18 protein-coding genes are annotated in these 21880 nt (G+C 60.7%); 15 read left to right on the top strand and 3 right to left on the bottom strand.

The annotated features are described in order from the left end of the window. Positions 1-23: 23 nt before the first annotated feature. The gene (gene msrB, locus FFM53_RS15845) at positions 24-509 is read right to left on the bottom strand and encodes a peptide-methionine (R)-S-oxide reductase MsrB (RefSeq protein WP_138391148.1); all 486 of its coding nucleotides are present in this window, start codon (positions 507-509) and stop codon (positions 24-26) included. Positions 510-717: 208 nt separating this feature from the next. Here msrB and FFM53_RS15840 point away from each other — a divergent pair, with 208 nt between their 5' ends. The 10 genes from FFM53_RS15840 to FFM53_RS15795 all read left to right on the top strand — a co-directional run bounded on the left by FFM53_RS15840 (position 718) and on the right by FFM53_RS15795 (position 12861). Then, positions 718-1677: a helix-turn-helix domain-containing protein gene (locus FFM53_RS15840; protein ID WP_138391149.1), complete on the top strand. Its 960-nt coding sequence runs from the start codon at positions 718-720 to the stop codon at positions 1675-1677. A 166-nt stretch (positions 1678-1843) separates the two neighbouring features. Continuing rightward, positions 1844-3352 carry an aldehyde dehydrogenase gene (adh, locus tag FFM53_RS15835; protein ID WP_138391150.1) on the top strand — a complete coding sequence of 503 codons (1509 nt, stop codon included), beginning with the start codon at positions 1844-1846 and terminating at the stop codon, positions 3350-3352. Between the two features lie 219 nt (positions 3353-3571). Then, entirely contained in the window at positions 3572-3964 is a 393-nt protein-coding gene (locus tag FFM53_RS15830) for a DUF779 domain-containing protein (protein ID WP_138391165.1), read from the top strand. 104 nt (positions 3965-4068) lie between these two features. Beyond that, complete coding sequence (locus FFM53_RS15825; RefSeq protein WP_113548574.1) at positions 4069-4665, top strand: DJ-1/PfpI family protein; 597 nt, start codon at positions 4069-4071, stop codon at positions 4663-4665. A 25-nt stretch (positions 4666-4690) separates the two neighbouring features. Further along, complete coding sequence (locus tag FFM53_RS15820) at positions 4691-5041, top strand: ribbon-helix-helix domain-containing protein (protein WP_138334965.1); 351 nt, start codon at positions 4691-4693, stop codon at positions 5039-5041. Positions 5042-5207: 166 nt separating this feature from the next. Further along, positions 5208-5915, top strand: a complete 708-nt coding sequence (locus FFM53_RS15815) for an SDR family NAD(P)-dependent oxidoreductase (protein ID WP_138391151.1) — start codon at positions 5208-5210, stop codon at positions 5913-5915. A gap of 237 nt (positions 5916-6152) precedes the next feature. Next, positions 6153-7286 carry a calcium:cation antiporter gene (locus FFM53_RS15810; RefSeq protein ID WP_138334963.1) on the top strand — a complete coding sequence of 378 codons (1134 nt, stop codon included), beginning with the start codon at positions 6153-6155 and terminating at the stop codon, positions 7284-7286. Between the two features lie 129 nt (positions 7287-7415). Then, positions 7416-8180 carry a bestrophin-like domain gene (locus tag FFM53_RS15805; RefSeq protein ID WP_138334962.1) on the top strand — a complete coding sequence of 255 codons (765 nt, stop codon included), beginning with the start codon at positions 7416-7418 and terminating at the stop codon, positions 8178-8180. A gap of 272 nt (positions 8181-8452) precedes the next feature. Further along, positions 8453-9649 (top strand): efflux RND transporter periplasmic adaptor subunit, encoded by a 1197-nt coding sequence (locus tag FFM53_RS15800; protein ID WP_138391152.1) that lies wholly within the window; start codon positions 8453-8455, stop codon positions 9647-9649. Between the two features lie 41 nt (positions 9650-9690). Then, the gene (locus FFM53_RS15795; protein WP_138391153.1) at positions 9691-12861 is read left to right on the top strand and encodes an efflux RND transporter permease subunit; all 3171 of its coding nucleotides are present in this window, start codon (positions 9691-9693) and stop codon (positions 12859-12861) included. Positions 12862-12954: 93 nt separating this feature from the next. On the opposite strand, the gene FFM53_RS15790 is transcribed toward FFM53_RS15795, so the two are convergent. Further along, complete coding sequence (locus FFM53_RS15790; RefSeq protein ID WP_138391154.1) at positions 12955-13767, bottom strand: hypothetical protein; 813 nt, start codon at positions 13765-13767, stop codon at positions 12955-12957. A gap of 267 nt (positions 13768-14034) precedes the next feature. After that, positions 14035-16557, bottom strand: a complete 2523-nt coding sequence (locus FFM53_RS15785) for a methyl-accepting chemotaxis protein (RefSeq protein WP_138391155.1) — start codon at positions 16555-16557, stop codon at positions 14035-14037. Between the two features lie 1046 nt (positions 16558-17603). On the opposite strand from FFM53_RS15785, the gene FFM53_RS15780 reads away from it, so the two are divergent. From FFM53_RS15780 to FFM53_RS15760, 5 genes are read left to right on the top strand one after another with little or no spacing between them, the layout of a single operon-like run. After that, positions 17604-18104 (top strand): NADH-quinone oxidoreductase subunit J family protein, encoded by a 501-nt coding sequence (locus tag FFM53_RS15780; protein WP_138334957.1) that lies wholly within the window; start codon positions 17604-17606, stop codon positions 18102-18104. After that, entirely contained in the window at positions 18104-18406 is a 303-nt protein-coding gene (gene nuoK / locus FFM53_RS15775; protein WP_138391156.1) for an NADH-quinone oxidoreductase subunit NuoK, read from the top strand. Before FFM53_RS15780 ends, nuoK begins: the two co-directional genes overlap by 1 nt. Before the next feature lie 5 nt (positions 18407-18411). Next, on the top strand, positions 18412-19875 hold the full coding sequence (locus tag FFM53_RS15770) for a monovalent cation/H+ antiporter subunit D family protein (RefSeq protein ID WP_138391157.1): 1464 nt from the start codon (positions 18412-18414) through the stop codon (positions 19873-19875). Continuing rightward, a complete protein-coding gene (locus FFM53_RS15765; protein ID WP_063474349.1) occupies positions 19872-20126 on the top strand; it encodes a hypothetical protein in 255 nt (84 codons plus the stop codon). The genes FFM53_RS15770 and FFM53_RS15765 overlap by 4 nt, the downstream gene beginning before the upstream one ends. Continuing rightward, complete coding sequence (locus FFM53_RS15760) at positions 20119-21879, top strand: Na(+)/H(+) antiporter subunit D (RefSeq protein WP_138391158.1); 1761 nt, start codon at positions 20119-20121, stop codon at positions 21877-21879. The genes FFM53_RS15765 and FFM53_RS15760 overlap by 8 nt, the downstream gene beginning before the upstream one ends. The last annotated feature ends 1 nt before the right edge of the window (position 21880 follow it).

Raw genomic sequence — 21880 nt, 5'->3', positions numbered from 1 at the left:
CACCGAGTGAGATCATCCCTCGATCAGGCCGAAGTCGGACGGAATGTCATGGCGAGCCCATTCATGCAGTAGCGAAGCCCGGTTGGCTTCGGGCCGTCATCGAAGACATGGCCGAGGTGACCGCCGCAACGGCTGCAGTGCACGGCGGTACGTGCCATGCTGAAGGTCGTGTCGCCGGTGGTGCCGACGGCATTTTCAAGCGGCGCCCAGAAGCTCGGCCAGCCGGTGCCGCTGTCGAATTTGGTGGTCGAGGAAAAAAGGTCCTGTTCGCAGCCGGCGCAGGCGAAATTGCCCTTTCGCTCCTCATGCAGCAAGGCACTGGTGAAGGGATGTTCCGTCCCCGCCTGGCGCAGGATGACATATTGATCCGGCGTCAGCAGCTTGCGCCATTCCTCCTCGGTGTGGGTCACCGCAAACGTCTCGCCGGCGATCGCCTTACCGGCCAGGCCTGAGCGAACCACAAGTGCGCCAAAAGCAGCGCCCATCAGCAACAATCGTCTGTTCAGCATGGTCGGATCTCCTCGTCTGGCAAACCTTGCTTCTGCAAAGAACTACGAAAGCGAGGGTCTTTTGTTACGCCTTGGCCGCCCAAACACCGAAATGTGATTTCCGCCACTTTCGTCAGGAAGCGCCGCACGGTGACGACCGCCAGCGCCGGCAGATTGCAAACCAGCCATTTTTCCATCAGAATGTGCTGAAATTCGGTGGGAGGAGCCGATGCACGAACACTCAGCGCACGCCGAGCACGTCTACACGTCTGCCCAGCGCAATTCTGCGGCGGCGAGTTCTCCTGTTGTCGCCTCATGGCGGCGGTGCATGACCATGCACCAGCTCGCCCCCGAGGACCAGCGGGCTCCACTGCGCCTCACCGACCATGAATTCCGCCGTGCGCGCGAGCAGTCCGAACAGCTGATTGCCAGCGCGACGGAAGAGCTCGATCGTCTCTTTACCACCGTTGGCAAGGCCGGTTGCTGCCTGCTTCTGACCGACAAGAACGGCATCGCGCTGGAGCGTCGGGGCGCTGCCGGAGACGACAAGGAATTCCGCGAACTCGGCCTCTGGACCGGCTCGGTCTGGACCGAGGCCAGCATCGGCACCAACGGCATCGGCACCGCACTTGCCGACGAGCGTGCCGTCGCCATCTTCCGCGATCAGCATTTTTTCAGCTCGAATACCAGCCTCAGCTGCACGACGGCGCCGATCCGCGATCATCGTGGGCGGGTGGCAGCAGCCCTCGACATCTCCACATGTCGCGAAGACGTCAACGAGATGACGCTAGCGATCGTGACGCAGACCGTGCGCGATGCGGCGATGCGCATCGAGCTCAACCTTTTCCGCTCGGCCTTTGCCGGCGCTCGTTTCCTGATGGTCCCGGCCGGCGCCAATTCCGCCGCCGCCCTGCTGGCCGTCGACAGGCACGATCTGGTGCTCGGCGCGACGCGCGCCGCCCGCGTCGCGTTGCTGCTGGACGACAAGCGCATCGCTGCCGGCATTCCGGCCGCCGATGCCCTGCATGAGGCTGGCGTCTCCCAGCAGGACGAGATCGTCGAGGCGGAGAAGGCGGCACTCTCGCGGGCGTTGTCGCGCGCCAGCGGCAATGTTTCGCAGGCGGCGATCGCGCTCGGCATCAGCCGCGCCACGCTGCACAGGAAGATGAAAAAGCTCGATCTCCACTGATCGGAGTAAAGGTCCCGCTCCTGTAGCAATCGTGACCCGATGCTGTCGCAGGTCTGCTACACTGTGCACTGCGGTATGGAAGACCCACCCTAGTCCCTGCGCCAAAACATGCTCATTTTCCTCCCACTGGTTCGTTTGGGAACCTGGATCATCAAGGGAGGATGACATGCTTCATCAGAAAATCGTCGAGTCGCCATTCAAGCTGAAATACGGCAACTATATCGGCGGCGAATGGCGCGAGCCGGTCGAGGGAAAATACTTCGAAAACCTCACGCCCGTCACCGGCGGCAAGCTCTGCGACATTCCCCGCTCCAATGAAAAGGACATCAACCTCGCACTCGACGCCGCTCATGCGGCAAAGGAAAAGTGGGGCCGCACCTCCGCTGCCGAGCGCTCCAATATCCTCATGAAGATCGCCCAGCGCATGGAAGACAAGCTTGAATTGCTCGCCCAGGCCGAGACCTGGGACAATGGCAAGCCGATCCGTGAAACCATGGCGGCCGACATTCCGCTGGCAATCGACCACTTCCGCTACTTCGCCTCCTGCATCCGCGCCCAGGAAGGTTCGATCGGCGAAATCGACCACGATACCGTCGCCTATCACTTTCATGAGCCGCTCGGCGTCGTCGGTCAGATCATCCCGTGGAACTTCCCGATCCTGATGGCCACCTGGAAGCTGGCGCCTGCGCTTGCCGCCGGCAACTGCGTCGTACTGAAGCCGGCCGAGCAGACCCCGGCCTCGATCCTGCTCTGGGCCGAGATCGTCGGCGATCTCCTGCCGCCCGGCGTACTTAACATCGTCAACGGTTTCGGCCTCGAAGCCGGCAAGCCGCTGGCGACCAGCCCGCGCGTCGCCAAGATCGCCTTCACCGGCGAAACGACGACCGGTCGGCTGATCATGCAATATGCCAGCCAGAACCTCATTCCGGTGACGCTGGAACTCGGCGGCAAATCGCCGAACATCTTCTTCGCCGATGTGATGGCCGAGGATGACGATTTCCTCGACAAGGCGCTCGAAGGCTTTGCGATGTTTGCCCTCAACCAGGGCGAAGTCTGCACCTGCCCGAGCCGCGCCCTCGTCCAGGAATCGATCTACGACCGCTTCATGGAAAAGGCCGTCAAGCGCGTCGAGGCGATCAAGCAGGGCAACCCGCTCGACACCGCGACGATGATCGGCGCCCAGGCTTCGACGGAGCAGCTGGAAAAGATCCTCGCCTATCTCGACATCGGCAAGCAGGAAGGCGCCGAGGTGCTGACCGGTGGCTCGCGCAACGATCTCGGCGGCGAGCTGGCGAACGGCTATTATGTCAAGCCGACGATCTTAAAGGGTCACAACAAGATGCGTGTGTTCCAGGAGGAGATCTTCGGACCGGTGGTTTCGGTCACGACCTTCAAGAACGAGAAGGAAGCTCTCGAAATCGCCAACGACACGCTCTACGGTCTTGGCGCCGGTGTCTGGAGCCGAGACGCCAATCGCTGCTACCGTTTCGGCCGCGAAATCCAGGCCGGCCGCGTCTGGACCAACTGCTACCACGCCTACCCGGCCCATGCCGCCTTCGGCGGCTACAAGCAGTCGGGCATCGGCCGTGAAACCCACAAGATGATGCTCGACCACTACCAGCAGACCAAGAACATGCTGGTGAGCTACAGCCCGAAAGCGCTTGGCTTCTTCTGAGAAGCTTCTAGCTTGGCGGGAGGGAGTGTCAAAACCCCTCCCCAACCCCTCCCCACAAGGGGGAGGGGCTCAACGCGTTGAATTGCCTCGCTCCAAAAACGTATCTTCTTGCCGAAACTTCAACGAGTTGAGCTGTCGGAGCGGCATCGTAAGTCCCTCCCCCTTGTGGGGAGGGGTTGGGGAGGGGAATTCTCCTCCCGAAACTTTGGAGGAAGAATGATGGAAACCACCGTCATCGGCGAAGCGCGTGTTCTGGCAACCGACACAGCTCTCGATCTGATCGCAGAAATCAAGCGGGATCATCCCGATATCCTCTTCCACCAGTCCGGCGGCTGCTGCTACGGCTCCTCGCCCATGTGTTATCCGGCTAACGAATTCATGATCGGCGACAGCGACGTCAAGCTCGGCGAGATCGGCGGCGTACCTGTTTATATCAGCGCCAGCCAGTTCGAGGCGTGGAAGCATACGCAGCTGATCATCGACGTCGTGCCCGGCCGCGGCGGCATGTTCTCGCTCGACAACGGCCGCGAGAAGCGCTTCCTGACCCGTTCCCGCCTCTTCGGCGGCGGCGAGGCTTGCGCATTGCCTGATGTGAAGGTCAGGGCGATTTAATGGTCGCCTTATCGGGTACGAATTTTGCCTGTAGTATTCCCATAGTACCTGCTCTCCACAGCTCTTTGCTACTCTCCGCCAGTTGGTTTCAAAGGGAGGAAACGATGCCAGCTTCAAAGATCCTGATGATCACCGGTGATTTCACCGAAGATTATGAAACGATGGTGCCGTTCCAGACGCTGCTCGCCTGCGGCTATACGGTCCATGCGGTCTGCCCCGGCAAGAACGCTGGCGAGACCGTCGCCACCGCCATCCACGATTTCGAAGGCGACCAGACCTATTCCGAAAAGCGCGGCCATAATTTCGCGCTGAACGCCACTTTCGACAGTGTGCGCGCCGAAGATTACGATGCCCTCGTCATCCCCGGCGGCCGCGCGCCCGAATATCTTCGCCTCAATGCCGACGTCCTCAAATTCGTCCGGCACTTCTTCGACGCAGGAAAACCCGTCGCCGCCATCTGCCATGGCGCACAACTGCTCGCCGCAGCCGGCGTTTTGAAGGGCCGCACCTGCTCGGCCTATCCCGCCTGCCGGCCGGAGGTCGAACTTGCTGGCGGCATTTATGCCGACATCGCTATCAGCGATGCAGTCTCGGACGGCAATCTGGTCACGGCGCCCGCTTGGCCGGCGCATCCGTCGTGGCTGCGCCAGTTCATGGCCGTGCTCGATGCCGCAGCACTGCTCGAAACCAACGCCGCCTGAGGAGGGCGGCACCGGGGAGGACGATATGTGTGAACTGTTCATCAAGGCGGATGCTCGGCTCTGGGAAAGCGCCACCCGGTCGCTGCGCATCGACGGCATGGTCACCAGCGTCAGGCTGGAAAATTTCTTCTGGTCGAAGCTGGAGGAAATCGCCCGCCGCGACGGCATGAATGTCGTCCAGCTGATCACCCGGCTGCATCATGAATCGATCGATGCAGGCCACGATCTCGGCAACTTCACGTCCTTCCTGCGGGTCTGCTGCGCTCGCTATCTCGACCTGCAGCTCACCGGCGACATCCCGGCCGATGTCACCCGTCCCATCGCCGGCCTCGACGCGCCTGTCATCCTCGGCCGCGAGCGCGAGAAATATCATTGAAAGCTGGTCCGGCAGACGATCAAAGACGAACGGCCCGCGGATAGCTCCGCGGGCCGTTTCGCAAACATCTGACCTTGTCTTGGGCGGCGGGCTTGCGCTGCAGCGCAGCCTGGATCAACAATGCGCGGCACCGTCCAGCGCGGGCACCGTCAGGAGATCGATTGTCATGAAAGACCAGAAAGCCGTGATCGTCACCGGAGCCGGCGGCAACCTCGGCAGCGCCGTTGTCCGCGAGCTTGCCAATGCCGGCGCAAAACTCGTCTGCATGAACCGTTCGAGCCATGAGCTGGAAGCCTTGGCCGGCGATCTTCCTGCCTCTACGGAATTTCTGTCGATCGCGGGAACGGATCTCACCGATTATGCTTCCTGTGCCTCCGCTGTCGCCCGGGCCGTCAAGCGCTTCGGCGGCGTGAGCGCATTGGTCAACACCGTCGGTGGTTTCCAGATGGGGCCGGTCGGGCCGGAGGCGCCCGCGCAGTGGGAGACGATGATGACCGCAAACGCCCGCACTGCGCTGACCATCAGCGCCGCGGTTCTCCCGACCATGAAGGCGGCCGGCTACGGCCGTATCGTTCATATCGCTGCCGCGCCCGGCCTGAAGGCCGGCGCCAAGCAGGCCGCTTACGCCGCCTCGAAAGCCGCCGTCATCCGGCTGACCGAGGCGATCGCTGCCGAATGCCGCGACGACCGCATCACCGCCAACTGCATCCTGCCCGGGACGATCGACACGCCTGAGAATCGCGCGGCCATGCCCGATGCGAAGACGGACGGCTGGGTATCGCCGCAATCGATCGCCCGCCTCATCGCCTTCCTGATTTCGCCGGCCGCAGCCGTCGTCACCGGCGCGGCAATCCCGGCGACCGGCCGCGAATAACGGAAGACGTGGCGTGATCGATCGCCCGCGATTGCTACTTTGTCGAGATCAGTGGGTGATGACACGACAGAGACCTGCAAGTTTTATTCAGTGACACACGATCTGGCTTGAGCTTCGGTTCGCCTTGAGGCAGCCTCGTCTGCGCCTGCTCATGGGACGGGCAGGAGAACAGCGGGCGGACACCATGGTGTTGATGATCGCATTGCGGCGGCATTTGCCAGAAGGCGGATGGTTTCGATGACGGAGGGTCCGGCATTGCGCGCCGTCGGCGCAACCAGCCTGGTGCGCGAGGAATGGTTCCTCGGCGTCAGCGTCGCGACCAGCCTGGCGTTCCTTACCTTCCAGGAGCAGCTCTTCGGGCAGCTTTCCGATCCCCTTTGGTTCACTGTGGTTTTCGTCTGGCTGTTTGCCGTCGTCCTCGGCTCCGCTCTGTCGGTCGTGCGGCATGCGGATCACCTGGCGGAGCGGTTGAAGGAGCCTTACGGTACCCTCATTCTGACGCTCGCCATCACCTCGATCGAGGTGATGGCAATATCCGCCGTCATGCTTCACGGCGAGAACAACCCCACGCTTGCGCGCGACACGCTCTTTGCGGTCGTCATGATCATCCTGAACGGCATGGTCGGCCTGTCCTTGCTGCTGGGCGCATGGCGGCGACCGGAACAACAGCATAACCTGCAGGGCGCCAACGCCTATCTCGGGGTCATCGTCCCGCTGGCGACCCTGAGCCTGGTGATGCCGACATTTCTTGCAGGCCCAGACGGACAGCATCCATCCGCATCGAGACAACTGATACTGGGTATAATATCGGTCGGTCTTTACGCTACGTTTCTGTTTCTTCAGGCCGGCCGTCATCGGGACTATTTCGCCGACGACAGCAATCGGCACGAGCATCATGGTGAACATGCTCCTCCCCGCGGGCCGGTCTGGCCTCATGCCATTCTGCTTTTCGCCTATATGGGTCCCGTCGTCTTTCTGGTCGAACAGCTTGCGCGGCCGATCGATTACATTATCGAAACCCTGCATGCCCCAACCGCATTTGGCGGTGTTGTCATGGCCATCCTTGTGGCGACGCCCGAGGCAATCAGCGCCGTGCGTGCATCCATCGCCAACAATCTTCAGCGCGCCGTCAACATCTTCCTTGGTTCGGTATTGTCGACGATCGGGCTGACCGTGCCGGCGATGCTTGTCATCAGCCGTCTTTACGGGCACCCGGTAACCCTCGGCCTGGAACATGGAGATCTGGTGATGCTCCTGCTCACTCTTGCCGTTAGCATCATCACCTTTGCCAGCGGCCGCACGCATCTCATGCAAGGTGCTGTCCATCTGGTGCTTTTTCTGGCTTACGTGCTGCTGATTTTCCAGCAATGAAACCCGCCCGATTGCGGCCGCACAAGATCAGGAAAGTAAAGAGTTCCGTGCTTGATCTGTCTTCCGCTATGATAGCAGCACAGCTTGCAAGGTGACTGCAGGACTTACGTGGCGATACGGAGACAGGGCTTGGGCTCACTGTTGGTTGGCGGGCTTGTATTTGTTTTCCTGTCGATGGCAACATCGTTAGGATTGATGGTGCGCGGCCGCTTGCCGGATCACCATCTCAATGCAGAATCCAAGGACGTCATCAGGCTGGCGACCGCAGTGGTGGGAACGCTGTCTGCCCTGGCGCTCGGCCTTCTGATCGCATCCGCCAAGTCGTCCTATGACAATGCCGAAGTGGAAATGAGAACGGCGGCGGCACGGGTACTTCTGCTTGACCGGGTCATGGCGCAATACGGGCCGGAAACCGACAAGGCACGTCAATTGCTGCGTGAACTCATCGAGAAACGGCTGAGCCGTGGCTGGACTGCCGAGACCATCGACGAGACGTCCGGCAATGCGCCGGGGGAATATCAGGATATCGAGGCGGTTCAGGCCGACCTTCGATCCCTGGCGCCGAGGGATGCCGTGCAGCACTCTCTCCAGGCGCGTGCGCTGGAAGTGAGCGGCATGGTGGCCGAGACCCACTGGCTGTTGGTCGAATCCGGCAAAGAGGGCTTGCCCTGGGCTTTTTTGACCGTTCTCGTCTGTTGGCTTTCGCTGCTCTTTGCGACCTTCGGGCTGCAGGCGCCGGCCAATCCGACGGTGCTGTCAATTCTACTCGTCTGCGCCCTGTCCGTCGCCGGCGCCATCTTCCTGGTTTCGGATATGGCGAACCCATATGTCGGGCTGATCCGTGTTTCGGATGCACCACTACAGTTTGCCATCGAACGGCTGGGGAAACCATAGCCGCATCATGGCATCCGTCGAGGACGAGCTCACAGTTTAATTGTGCACCAGCAGCTATTGCAATTTTTAGCAATGCCGCGACATAATATCGCATGCCCGGAACTTTTCGGAGAGGGGTCGTCTCCACCGAGGCACGCATGAAGACTACGGCGCCGCGCGTCTATTCAGACGCGCAAAGGACGCAGTATCTCGTTGAAATTGCTTCATAATTCAACAAACCGATTCGATTTGATGAATTATGTAGTAGGCTCGTAAACATCGGGGCGGCGGCAATGCGTGTGAGATTGTATCAGGGTCTGCACCTGTCTGTGGTGCTCGCCGGCATGGCAATTCTCAGTGGCTGTGAGGAAAGCGGCAATACTTACGTTGCCCCTCCTCCACATCCGGTTCGGGTCGCCCAGCCGATCCAGCAACCGGTGACGCTCTATTTCGAACTCACCGGCAACACGGCGCCGCTCAACTCCGTCGATATCGAGGCGCGCGTCCAAGGCTACGTCCAATCGATCGACTATCAGGACGGCATGACGGTGATGAAGGGCACCAAGCTCTTCGGAATTGAGCGCAACACCTATCAGGCGCAACTGGATCAGGCGAAGGCGTCACTCGCCTCGCAGCAGGCTTCCCAAGTCGGCGCAAAGCAGGAGTATGACCGCCAGCTCAATCTGTCGAAGCAACAGGTCACCACCCAGACCGCGGTCGACAGCGCCAAGGCGACCCTCGACGAAGCGAATGCATCCATCCTCAACGCTCAGGCCAATCTCGATCTCGCGACGATCAACCTCGGATATACGGAGGTGCTTGCCCCGTTCGACGGCACCGTCACCGATCACCTCGTCGATATCGGCGCGCTCGTCGGCGTATCCGGTCCCACCAAACTCGCCAGCATCGTTCAGACGGATCCGCTTTATGCCTATTTCAACGTCAGCGAAACCCAGGTGCTGATGATCAAGGAAACCCTGGCAAGGCAGGGGCGCACCTTCAAGCAGACGGATCTTCCAAGCATTCCGGCAGAACTCGGCCTGCAGACCGAGGAAGGCTACCCGCATAAGGGACATCTCGATTACGTCTCGCCGCAGCTCGATGCCTCCACAGGCACGCTTCAGGTGCGCGCCCTCTTCGACAACAAGGACCACGCCATGCTGCCCGGTCTCTTCGTGCGGGTTCGGGTGCCGGTCGGCCATAACGACAAGGCTCTGCTGGTGCGCGACGACGCCATCGGGACAAACCAGCTGGGCAGCTACCTGCTTGTTCTCGGCAAGGACGACGTCGTTGAGCAGAAGCAGGTCAAGACCGGCCAGCGTGAAGGTCCGCTTCGGGTTATCCAGTCCGGCCTCGATCCGGCTGACTGGGTGGTGACCCAAGGTATCCAGCAGGCCATTCCCGGCAGCAAGGTCACCCCCGAGAAGATGGAAATGAACCCGACGGCCAATGCCGCCGGCGATGCCAAGGCCAAGACCACCACGCAATGAATCCGCCGCCATGCTTCATCTGAACGTCTAAGGACAACAGCATGATCTCGCGTTTCTTCATCGAGCGACCGATACTCGCCAATGTTCTGGCGTTGGTTTTCGTGCTCATCGGCGCGGTGGCCCTGTTCCAGCTGCCTGTGGCGCAATATCCGAATGTCGTTCCGCCGACGGTGCAGGTGACGACGCGCTTCCCGGGCGCCAGCGCACAGACCCTCGTCGATACCGTCGCGCTGCCGATCGAGCAGCAGGTCAACGGCGTGCAGGACATGCTCTACATGCAGTCGACGAGCGCAAGCGACGGCACCTATTCCCTGACCGTGACCTTTGCCATCGGAACGGATCCGGACCAGGCCCAGGTTCTGGTGCAAAACCGCGTCGCCATAGCGATGTCATCGCTTCCCGAAGCGGTGCAGCTTCAGGGTGTGACGACGCAAAAGAAGTCGACGGCGATCCTCGGCTTCGTCAGCCTGACCTCGCCCGACAGCCGCTATGACAGCCTGTTCCTGTCGAACTACGCCGTCATCAATCTGCAGAATGAACTCGCCCGCCTGCCGGGTGTCGGCAACGTCACGGTGTTCGGTGCCGGCCAGTACGCCATGCGCATCTGGATGGATCCGAACCTGCTGCAGGCGCGCGGCCTGACGCCGCAGGATGTGGTCAGTGTCGTGCAGCAGCAGAGCCAGGAGGTTGCCGCCGGCCAGATCGGCATTCCGCCGGTACCGAAGGGACAGGTCTTCCAATATACACTGAACGTCAATGGCCGATTGAACGAGGCGACCGACTACGAGAATATCGTCGTCAAGGTCGAGAGCGGACAGGGTGGCCGCATTACGCGCATCCGCGACATCGGCCGCGTCGAACTCGGCGCCCAGACCTACAGCCAGTCCTTCATGCAGAACGGCCGACCGGCAGCCGGTATCGGCATTTTTCAGCTGCCGGAGGCGAATGCCATTGCGGTGGCACAGGCAGTGAACACGAAAATGCAGGAGCTTTCGAAAAGCTTCCCGCCGGGCCTCGAATATCACGTGCCGTTCGACACGACGAAATTCGTCGAGGCCTCCATCGACGAAGTTTACGTCACCTTGATCGAGGCCGGCGTTCTCGTTCTCATCGTCATTCTCGTTTTCCTGCAGGATTGGCGGGCGATGCTTGTGCCGGCGACCACAGTTCCGGTCACCATCATCGGCGCCTTCGCGGCCATGGCGGCATTGGGCTTCACCGTCAACCTGTCGACGCTGTTTGCCATCGTTCTCGCCATCGGCATCGTCGTCGATGATGCCATCGTCATCGTCGAAGGTGTCGCCCGACACATCGAGGCGGGCATGTCCGGCCGAAAGGCGGCCGAAAAGGCGATGGAGGAACTGCTCGGCCCGGTCATCGGCATCACGCTGGTGCTGATGGCGGTTTTCATTCCGGCCGCCTTCCTGCCCGGCTTGACCGGGCAGCTCTATCGGCAGTTCGCCCTCGTCATCGCCGCCACGGCACTGATCAGCGCGATCAATGCCGTCACATTGAAACCGACGCAATGCGCCCTTTGGCTGCGGCCGCCGGTCCCGCCCGAGAAACGCAACATCTTCTATCGCGGCTTCAACAGGGTCTATGACAGGGGTGAACGCAGCTATGCCGGGCTGATCGGATCGATGACCCGACACAGCGGCATCATGGTCATAGCAGCACTTGTGCTGATCGGTATCGCCGTCTGGGGGCTCGCCCGCCTGCCGACCGCATTCCTGCCCATCGAGGATCAAGGCTATGTGCTGATCAGTGCCCAGCTGCCCGACGGCGCATCGAAGGAACGCACCGACGCGGTGATGGAAGAGGTCGGCAAGATCGCCGAAGCCACGCCTGGCGTCGATCAGGTGCTGACCATCAGCGGCATTTCCGTTCTCGACAACAATGCCAGCCTGCAGAATGCCGGCGTCGCCTATGTCGTGCTGAAGGATTGGGACGAGCGCGGCAAGGAAAAGGGGCAGGATCTGCTGTCGATCTACCAGCATTTGAACGGCGCGCTGCAAAGCGTGCTCGCCGCCAAGACGCTGGTGGTGGTACCGCCCCCAATCCAGGGCGTCGGTAATGCCAGCGGCTTTACCATGCAGGTCGAGATCAGGAACGGCATTTCCGACTACCCGCTGCTGCAATCGCTTGCCGATACGATCGTCAAGAACGGCAGTGCCCAATCGTCGCTGCAGAGGCTGAGTACGCCTTTTCGCTCGAACGTGCCGCAACTTGCCGTTTCCGTCGATCGGATCAAGGCAGAGACACTGGGAATTACGGTGGGCCAGGTCTTCTCCGCTCTCTCCGGCTATGTCGGATCGAGCTATGTCACCCAGTTCAACAAATTTGGCCGCACCTTCCAGGTCTATGCCCAGGCCGCTTCCGATTTCCGGGTCAGCGCCGAAGACATCCGTAATCTGAAGGTCAAGGCCGGTGACGGCACAATGGTGCCGCTCGGCACGGTCGTCGATGTCACGACGACACAAGGCCCCTCCCTGATCAGCCTCTACAATCTCTACCCGTCGGCAACGATCGTTGGCGGGCCTGCCGCCGGCTTCAGTTCCGGCCAGTCGCTCGACGTCATGGAGCAGATTGCCGATCAGACACTGCCGCCGGGTACAGGCTTCGAATGGACGGCGCTGTCCTATCAGGAGAAGGCCGTGGGCGGGCAGATCTATTTCATCTTCGCGCTTGCCATGCTCCTCGTTTATTTCGTGCTCGCCGGCCAGTATGAAAGCTGGCTCTTGCCGCTGGCAGTCCTTCTCGCCGTGCCGCTCGCCCTCCTCGGCACGGTGGCAGCGCTTATGGCAGCCGGCGTCGCCAACAACCTCTATACGCAGATCGGCCTTATCCTGCTGATCGCGCTTGCATCGAAGAATGCCATCCTGATCGTCGAATATGCTAGGGAAAGGCGGGCGGAAGGCATGGAAATACTGGATGCGGCCGTCGAAGCCGCCCGCTTGCGTTTCCGGCCAATTCTGATGACGTCCTTCGCCTTTATCCTCGGCGTCCTGCCGCTGGTGCTGGCGACCGGCGCCGGCGCATCCGCCCGCAAATCGATCGGGATATCGGTTTTCAGTGGCATGATCGCCTCGACCTGCCTCGCCGTGCTCTTTGTCCCGTCCTTCTACGTCCTGTTGCAGCGCCTCGAGGAATATTGGAAAGGGCTCACAAAGACCGCGGGCCTCGCCGAAACGGAGATATCGAAGGTTCAGTAAGGCTGTGGCAACAGCCTGTCGCGCGATCACTTGCGGTTTCGCGCGGAAGCAGGTTGCCGTTGGGGGGCTCTTCAGCAGGGATTCGAACAGAAGCTATAGTCCCGAGGTCAGCACCCTTTGGCAGGCAGGCGACACGCGTTGCAGATTGTCCCGCAGGCAAGCGATACCCCGCCCTCCGCCCAAAGGCACCATGCGACACAGCGCCCGAAAATCCGATCCGCAGGTTTCGCGCAGGATCATCAGTTCCTCGCGCGGCGAAAAGGCCGGCATCATGGCCCGAGGAGCAGGTGTGGTCGCAACCGTCGCCGCGGCACCGCCGCTGGCTGGGGTTGATCCGGCTGATCCTCCCCCCGCTGATCCTCCAAAGGCCGCAACGGCTTGCTGGCACGGCGCCGATAGAGCGGCATTGTGCTGCTGCAGGCAACTGAGTGCCTCGGTGCCGCCCGGTGTAACGCCGGAGCATTGCGACATGAAATCGCGTTGGCAGGCCGATTTGACGGCGTTGCGCTGCGCCTGGGTCGGCTGATGCGCTGGCGTACCGGTGGCGGGCGCCGGGCTGGTCGCCCCAGTCGTTGCGGGCGCCGCCGGGGCCGGCTCCGCCGATGTCGACTTGGGTTTGCTTATCGCCGCCACCGCCTTCCGGCAACCGGCCGAAAGCGTGGCGCTATGCTGCTGCAGACAAGTGAGCGCCTCGATACCGCCCGGCGTCACCCCTGAACATTGCGCTATGAAATCGGAGCGGCATTCCGCCCTGATCGCATTGCGCTGCTCTTCAGTCGGCGCCTGCGCGGAAGCGACACCGGCAAAGAGCACCACGACAAAGAGCGCTGGCAATCCCGAGACTGTAAACGGAAGACGACACCTTGCGTGCGGAGCCGTCAGTAAAGAAGATGCCCATTTTCGCATTATTCCTCCCCCCTATAAATATTTAATCTACTTCATGAAGTCGAACGCCCTGCTGAATAGGATAATAAACGCCCGCCAATTGGAGGGACGTTGCTTGCCGCTGCGAAAATATTAAAACGCCGGCTCCACGTATATTAGAATATTGCTATTTTAGCAACGATCGTGCACCTGAAAACTGATCAAGGGAAACGTATCACTCATCAGCCTTCTGATCGGAAACCATGCATCTCAAAGCAAATTAACAGGTTCTGCGAATACATGCTGCTGTTATGCCGCAGCCTCGTACCCTCTTGAAGCCGGGCTCTCGTGGCCTTCAAGCCGAAAGCGTGCAATCATGTCGGTAAGTGCAAGCGCCTCGGACGATAGCTGTCGGGTGGCAGCATTCGTCTCTTCCACCATCGCCGCATTTTGTTGCGTCATTCGATCAATATCGTTCACCGATGCGTTGATCGAATGGAGTGTCGTCGCTTGGTCGCGGCTTGACGAGGCGATGAGCTCGATATGACCGACGATGTGGACGATCTCGCTGGAAATCTCCATCAGCGCATTGCCGGTGCGGCCGACGAATTCGGAGCCGGACGCAACCTCGCGGACGGAATTGTTGATGAGTTCGCCGATTTCCTTGGCTGCGCGAGCCGATCGCTGCGCCAGCTCCCGCACCTCCTGTGCCACGACAGCAAAGCCCTTGCCGGCCTCACCCGCTCTTGCCGCTTCGACTCCCGCATTTAGGGCCAAGAGATTGGTCTGGAAAGCGATGGCGTCGATGGCGCTGACAATCTGAACAATCTTGCCCGACGCGTCCTCAATCCGTCCCATGGCCGAAACCGCGTTTTGGACCACCGAAGCCGAGGCGTCGGCGCCCTGTTTGGCGCGTTGGACAAGCGCAAGCGCTGCTGCTGCCCGTCCCGAAGAGGTGTTGACGGCGGAAGAAATCTCCTCCACTGCCGCTGCGGTTTCTTCAAGTGCAGCCGCCTGCTTTTCCGTTCGGCTGGCCAGGTCATCAACGGCTTCCGCCATCTGTCGGCCATTGTCGCTGATAAGAGAAGACGTCTCGCGGATATCGCAGAGCGTCTCCCTGAGACCCGCCACCGACATGTTGAAATCGGTGCGGATCCGGTCGAGTTCGGAGGCAAAGGGCGTATCGATCGAAAAATTCAACTCCCCGCGCGACAGCCGTGTGAGTCCCTCTGCAAGCGCCTCGATTGCGGCGTCAACCTGGGCTTTGGCGCTACGTCGCTCGAGTTCGTTGCGGGCGCGCTCAGATTCCGCATCACTACGCGCGATCTCGGCCTGTTGTTCCATTTCGACATTCGACAGGGCATTTTGTTTGAAGACGGAAAGCGCACGGGCCATTTCCCCGATTTCGTCGCCTCGTGCCTCGCCGGTGATTGCGGTATCGAGCCTTCCCTCTGCGATCTTGCGCATCGCTGCGGTAATCTGGGTGATCGGTCCCTTCAGGGTGACGACCAGCGCCGCACCCGCGGTCATAGCGATCAGGATGCCGAAGACAATGGCTCCGCCGGATATCCTATTGGCCTGTTGACGATCCTGCCCAGCATTTTGCCTTTGCGTCTCGGCGAACTGAGCAAGCAGGTTCCAGGTGTTGTCGATCTGCCCCGCAGCGCTGTCGAACTCGGCCAGCTTGCGCGCCGCACCTTCGGAGAGCGCTGCCGCGTTCGCCGCGAGCAGATCGAGGACGGGTTGAGCCTTCTTCGGAATTTCGGCAAAGAGGGGATCGTCGTTCACCACTCCGGCGAGACGGCCGAGCTCGGTCTGATACATGTAGATCGACTGCTGGACTTTCTTCACTCGCGCTTCGTCCGGATTGCCGGCGAGTTCGGCGAAACCGACGCGAATCTCGTTATTGCTGTTAACCATGGCGCGCAGTGCGTTGCCGACATTCGTCGCCTGAGAGATATCCTTGTCCGACGCAGCAAGCGCAAGCACGGAGGTCCGCATCAGATCGTCGCCAATCGTCTTGAGACTGTCGCCAGTTGCAGCAAGATTGGCGACGGCGGTATCCGTTGCTGGGACATCCAAAGTGTTAGGCGACACCTTCGAAGCGTTGGCGATGGCATCCACAGCAGCGGCATACTGCGCGGCGAGGGCTTCGGTCGCTACAGCAGGCGAAAGCTGCTCCTTGGCCTTTTGCAAATCGGGCGCATATTTGGCTAGCAGGCTAACTTTGTCAGCCGGCGTCGTCGCGTTCGCATAGTCATTGCGAAGTTTTGTCGCGACACTGGCGGCGGCGCTGATGGAAACGGAATTGCTCAGGCCGCTCTTGTTGGCATTTTCCATCTTTTTCGCACTGGCCATCAGCATGAACGAGCGCTTGCCAACCTGCCCTTGCAGGTCAAGAAGTGCCGCGGAAGCAGCGTCCACATCACTGAGAATTTTCTGCTGTCCCGTTTCGATTTGCCAAATCGCTTCGATCTTTTGTGGAATGATTTGCGATTGATCAAGCGCCCGGTCAAGAAGCCCCACATCAGTCGTCAGCCTTAGCCTCTCGATCGTCTGCTTCAGGTTTGCCAGTTGCTCTCGGGCGTCCGCAAGCGCGGTATCACGAGCTTCCGGCGACGGCTTCATCAGAAAGCCGGTCATGCTGGAAGAAACATGTTTGAACCCGTTCAGGGACTGCAAAACATGGTTGGAGATCTCCATCCGTCCCTCGAGAAGGCTGGACGCGTAGTACCCCGTCAGTCCCACTGCGCATAGGCTAATGACGAATGGCGCCAAAAGTACGAGCACCTTCGTCTGAATGCGAACCCGCGACATCAAACCATTTACCACGAATGCACCCTCGCCACCGATTGGAGCTAAGCTGTCATTCTTTGTTTAAGAACCGATAAATGGGTTGATTCGAGAACTATGCACGCTTCACCTGTCGAGGCGAGGACGTGATTCAGACGCTCGAACGGGCATATAGGCAGATCGGCCATTCATCATCGCCTGGCCTTGTCGCGGCCCCCTGCTGAGGGGTTAACTCCTCGATCACATCTGGAAACGCAAAAAGCCCTCCTTGTCGGAGGGCTTTTGAATTTTGGTCTCTGGAGTGTATTGGGGAATCTGGTTGCGGGGGCATGCTTTGCCCCGTTCGGGTCTTAAAACAGTCCAGTGGACTGTTTTATCGGGCGAGGCCCGAGCGACCGCTCATCCTTCAGGTTATGAGCCTGGCGAGGTGAGGCGGATAAGTAATCGATCCAGTGAATCGATTGTCCGCCGAGCGGGCTGCTCCACGAAGAGCGTTTGATTTTTGGAAGGAAGTTTGGTTTCGGTTTCAGGATTTGTTGTTTTCTGTCCCGCTGCGTCGGCTTCGCCTTCTTGCGGGCCCCTGAAGAGGCGTTAAATCCTCGTGTCTGGTTGCGGGGGCAGGATTTGAACCGTCCTTCGGACCCTTCAGGTTATGGTGAGCTTTGCGAACGAGGAGCTACCATCGCCAGGGAAAGCGAAGCTTTTCCGCGAGCGATAAGAAGGTAGTTGCTGATCTTCAGAGGATTTGGCTGCGGGGGCCTGAAGCCACAGAGACTTGTAACTTCGGCGAAACAGCCGGTGTTTGGAAGAAATTTCCCACTACGCCGTAACAAAACGTCGGTACCGACCGGCTCAAGCCATTTGCCTATGGAACAATAAAATCGGTACGGCGCTATCGAAAGCGCGCGCTTCGCAAGCGACCTTCGCCACATCCGGACCGACCCGGTCTTGCTCCGCCAATGACAATAATCTTGTGAAAAATCCAATATTAGGGCACAATTTGTGAACGCATCGGAAGTTGCGGCGCAATCTCAAATCCGGCCGTCTCGCGCCGGGTAGCGGTTCGCGTCGGAGGGTCGGCGTCGATGGATCCGGGGTTCTTTCTTCTGTTCGCTACGGTGTCCGTGATCACGGCCCTGACGGTGGTCTTGGCCCGGAATCCGGTGCACAGCGCATTGGCGCTGATGGCGTGTTTCCTCAACATCTCGGCAATCTTCGTTATGCTCGAGGCGCCGTTGCTCGCGGTGATCCAGATCTTCGTCTATGTCGGCGCGATCATGGTCCTGTTCCTGTTCGTGATCATGATGATCGATGTACGTGAAGCGGTGTTGCAGCGGTTCTTGCCGGGCCGCAACCTGCCGGCCATGGTGCTGCTCATCCTGCTTGGGATCGAGATGCTTGTGCTGGTGCTCTGGAGCGACCGCTTTTCGATCACGGAGCCCGCTGCCATGGGCGGCGGCGATCAGATCAGGCAGCTCAGCACGACACTTTTCGCCGACTATCTCCTGCCGTTTGAAGCTGCGTCCGTCATCCTTCTGGCCGCCCTAGTCGGCGCCATCGTGCTGGCGCGGAAGGAGCAGGGATGATGGTTCCGCTCTCGTGGTACATTCTACTCGGAGTGGTCCTGTTCGTGATCGGAGCAGCGGGCGTGCTGGTCAGGCGCAATATCCTGGTCGTGCTGATGTCGCTGGAGCTGCTGCTCAACTCGGTCAACATCAATTTCATCGCTTTCGGGCGTTACTACGGCGATTTCCGCGGGCAGATCTTCGCGATCTTCGTCATCGCAACTACCGCGGCGGAAGTTGCCGTCGCCCTCGGTATCCTGGTCGCCCTCGTGAGGAACAAATCCACCCTCAAGGTCGACGAAGTGACCATGATGAAAGGATAGCGGCTTTGGACCCGGTGATATCGATCCGGCCGCTGCTTGCCGTCGCCATAGCAGGCCTGGCGGCCCTTGCCGTTCTCCTTCTGCACAACCGCGAGAAGCTCCGCGATATCGTCTCGCCGCTCGCTGCAATCGCCATGTTCGCGATTGTCGTCTCGATGGCGCCCACGGTGCTGGCGGGCGGGACGGTCGATTTGCGCCTGTTCGAAATTTTGCCGGGGATAGACTTCGCTTTCCGGGTAGATGCGCTCGGCATGGTATTCGCCACCGTCTCGTCGCTTTTGTGGATCGTGGCGGCGATCTATTCCATCGGCTACATGCGCCACTTGAACGAGCATGCGCAGACTAGGTTCTTCGCCTGCTTCGCCACCAGCCTCGCGGCGGCCGTCGGGGGCGCCTTTTCCGCCAATCTGTTCACGCTGGTGATCTTCTACGAGATGCTTAGCCTCGTGACCTATCCGCTTGTTTACCACCACGAGGATGAACAGGGATGGGCGGGCAGCCGCAAGTACCTCGTCTATTTGATGGGCGCGTCGAAAAGCCTGCTTCTCGCCGCGCTGGCGTTGACCTACCACATTGCGGGGTCGCTCGATTTTGTGGCGGGGGGGCTGCTCTCGCGGGTCGATGCCTCGGCCCCGATGCTTACTGTCGTCTATTTCTGCTATCTCTTCGGTTTTGCCAAGGCTGCGGTGATGCCGATGCACGCCTGGCTGCCTGCCGCGATGGTGGCGCCGACACCGGTCAGCGCGCTCCTGCATGCAGTGGCAGTGGTCAAGATGGGCGTGTTCTGCGTGCTGCGGGTGGTATTCCACATTTTCGGCACGGGGCTGGTGGGCGGGCTGGGGCTGGGCATCGCCACGGCCTATCTGGTCTCCTTCACGATCCTGATGGCGTCCGTCTATGCCCTGACGCGGGACGACCTGAAGGCGAGGCTCGCCTATTCGACGGTCAGCCAGCTCTCCTACATCGTTCTGGGCGCGGTTCTGTTGTCGCCGGTCGCGATGGTCGGCGGCATCCTCCACATTGCGGCTCATGCGTTCTCCAAGATCACCCTCTTCTTCTGCGCCGGCTCGATCTTTTGCGCGTCGGGAAAGCGGAATATCAGCGACATGGCCGGCATCGGCCGCAGGCTGCCTTGGACGATGGGTGCTTTTTTCGTCGCCTCGCTGAGCATGATCGGGGTGCCGCCGACCGCGGGCTTCGTCAGCAAGTGGTATCTGGCGCGGGGCTCGGTGGAGGCGGGCGAAATTGCGTTCCTGGTCGTGCTCCTTGCGAGCTCGGTCCTGAACGCAGCTTATTTCCTGCCTGTCAGCTATGTCGCTTTTTTCGGGACGGAAGCGCAGGAGAGCCCGGCGACGGTCCGTGAAATTCCGATGATGACGATCCCGCTGGTTGCGACCGCCATCTTGTCGGTGTCGATGGGCATCTTTCCCGGCTATTTCCTCACCCTGGCGGAAGGAGTTGTCAGATGATTAAGCGTGTCGTCGACTTCTTTGGTGACGAGGAACATGCGAGCCAGCGCCGCCGGCTGTTCTATCTGGTGCTCGTTCTGATCGTCATCGCCGACTTTCTGGTCCACCGCGAACACGCCGAATACCTGTGGGACCGCCTGCCGGGCTGGTCGGCCGTCTACGGCTTCTTATCCTGCGTGCTGCTGATTTTCGTTTCCAAGTTCCTCGGCCATCGGGCTGGGCTCATGCGGCGCGAGGACTATTATGACTGACTTCGTCCATCCCGCCCTGCTGTTCATTCTCGGCGCCCTGCCGATCCCTTTCCTGAACGGATCGATCCGCAAAGCCTATCTGCTGCTGATCCCGGCGCTGGCGATCCTCGCCGTGCTGACGGTACAACCGGGAAGCTACGGCGCGACGCAGTTCATCGGGCAGGAAATCCTCATAGCCAAGGTCGACAAGCTGAGCATCGTCTTCGCCACCGTTTTCACCATCATGGCGCTGATCGGAACGGTCTATGCGCTGCACCTGTCTCGCCCCGGCCAGCATGTCGCTGCATTTGTCTACGTCGGCAGCGCCCTCGGCATCGTGTTCGCCGGCGACTACCTGACGCTCTACCTGTTCTGGGAAGGCATGGCGTTTGCCTCTGCCTATCTGGTCTTCGCCCAAGGCGGCCGACAGGCGATCGCCGCCGGGTTCCGGTATCTCATGGTCCATATCACTGGCGGCGTCGTCCTACTGGGCGGCGTCATTCTCCACGGGCTCTCGACTGGCTCGCTGCTCTTCGGCCCGATCGCAGGCGAGATGGGCGTCGGCGCTTACCTGATCCTTGCCGGGTTCATGCTCAACGCCGCTGTGCCGCCGCTCAACGCATGGCTGACCGACGCTTACCCGGAGGCGACTGTCACCGGCGCGGTGTTCATGAGCGCCTTCACCACCAAGACCGCCGTCTATGTGCTGGCGCGGGCGTTTCCGGGAACTGAACTTCTCGTTTGGCTCGGCACCGCGATGGCGCTCTACGGCGTCGTCTACGCGGTGCTGGAGAACGACTGCCGGCGGCTACTGGCCTATCACATCGTTAGCCAGGTGGGCTACATGGTGGCGGGCGTCGGCGTCGGCACCGAGATGGCGGTGAACGGGGCCACCAGTCATGCCTTCGCACATATCCTCTACAAGGCGCTCTTGTTCATGGGTGCTGGGGCGGTGATTTACGTCACCGGCCGGCGCAAGCTCACCGAGCTTGGTGGGCTCTACAAGACCATGCCGGTGACCGTGGCGCTCTACATGGTTGGCGCTTTCGCGATTTCGGCATTTCCATTCTTCTCGGGCTTCGTCACCAAGTCGATGGTGGTGGCCGCCGCCGGACAGGATCACCGCGCTGTGATGGTGCTCGCGCTGACCATGGCGTCGGCGGGGACGTTCCTGCACACCGGACTGAAGCTGCCATACTACATGTTCTTTGGCACCGACCGTGGGCTGGAGGCGCGGGAGCCGCCCCGCAACATGCTGGTTGCGATGGGCATGGCGGCGGTGCTCTGCATCGCGATCGGGGTGTTCCCTCAGCCGCTTTACGATCTTCTGCCCTATCCGGTGGACTACGAACCTTACACCGGCGTCCATGTCACCGAGAGCCTTGGCGTGCTGATGTTCACCGCCTTGGGTTTTGTCATATTCCTCAGGGCGCTCGACCCCGAGAACACGATCAGCATCGACACCGATTGGTTCTACCGCAAGGGCGCACGGGTCTTCATGTGGATCGCCGGAAAACCGCTGGCGCGCTACGAGAAGGCGGTGAGCGACGTGTCCGAGACTGCTGTGTTGCCTTTCCTGCATGGGGCGGCGCGAATGGGACTGCGGATCGATGCCACCGGCGTTGACGCCGTCGTGAACGGTGTCGCCCGCTTGACCCTGCGCGGCGGCGGGGCGCTGCGGCGGCTCCAGACCGGCGTCGTGACCCATTACGTGCTGGCGATGATCGCCGGTGTGATCGCAGCCACCGTCGTCTTCGCCGTGGCGTGGCGGTAGG

It is taken from the genome of Rhizobium indicum, assembly GCF_005862305.2.
GTDB classification, from domain to species: Bacteria; Pseudomonadota; Alphaproteobacteria; order Rhizobiales; family Rhizobiaceae; genus Rhizobium; species Rhizobium indicum.
This window is presented reverse-complemented; position numbering and strand designations above follow the sequence as displayed.

Coding starts and splice junctions, on each gene's coding strand:
- nuoK (WP_138391156.1), top strand. CDS start 18,104: ATGGTTCCGCTCTCGTGGTACATTCTACTCGGAGTGGTCCTGTTCGTG.
- FFM53_RS15765 (WP_063474349.1), top strand. CDS start 19,872: ATGATTAAGCGTGTCGTCGACTTCTTTGGTGACGAGGAACATGCGAGC.
- FFM53_RS15840 (WP_138391149.1), top strand. CDS start 718: ATGCACGAACACTCAGCGCACGCCGAGCACGTCTACACGTCTGCCCAG.
- FFM53_RS15810 (WP_138334963.1), top strand. CDS start 6,153: ATGACGGAGGGTCCGGCATTGCGCGCCGTCGGCGCAACCAGCCTGGTG.
- FFM53_RS15800 (WP_138391152.1), top strand. CDS start 8,453: ATGCGTGTGAGATTGTATCAGGGTCTGCACCTGTCTGTGGTGCTCGCC.
- adh (WP_138391150.1), top strand. CDS start 1,844: ATGCTTCATCAGAAAATCGTCGAGTCGCCATTCAAGCTGAAATACGGC.
- FFM53_RS15815 (WP_138391151.1), top strand. CDS start 5,208: ATGAAAGACCAGAAAGCCGTGATCGTCACCGGAGCCGGCGGCAACCTC.
- FFM53_RS15820 (WP_138334965.1), top strand. CDS start 4,691: ATGTGTGAACTGTTCATCAAGGCGGATGCTCGGCTCTGGGAAAGCGCC.
- FFM53_RS15825 (WP_113548574.1), top strand. CDS start 4,069: ATGCCAGCTTCAAAGATCCTGATGATCACCGGTGATTTCACCGAAGAT.
- FFM53_RS15795 (WP_138391153.1), top strand. CDS start 9,691: ATGATCTCGCGTTTCTTCATCGAGCGACCGATACTCGCCAATGTTCTG.
- FFM53_RS15780 (WP_138334957.1), top strand. CDS start 17,604: ATGGATCCGGGGTTCTTTCTTCTGTTCGCTACGGTGTCCGTGATCACG.
- FFM53_RS15830 (WP_138391165.1), top strand. CDS start 3,572: ATGGAAACCACCGTCATCGGCGAAGCGCGTGTTCTGGCAACCGACACA.
- FFM53_RS15790 (WP_138391154.1), bottom strand. CDS start 13,767: ATGCGAAAATGGGCATCTTCTTTACTGACGGCTCCGCACGCAAGGTGT.
- msrB (WP_138391148.1), bottom strand. CDS start 509: ATGCTGAACAGACGATTGTTGCTGATGGGCGCTGCTTTTGGCGCACTT.
- FFM53_RS15760 (WP_138391158.1), top strand. CDS start 20,119: ATGACTGACTTCGTCCATCCCGCCCTGCTGTTCATTCTCGGCGCCCTG.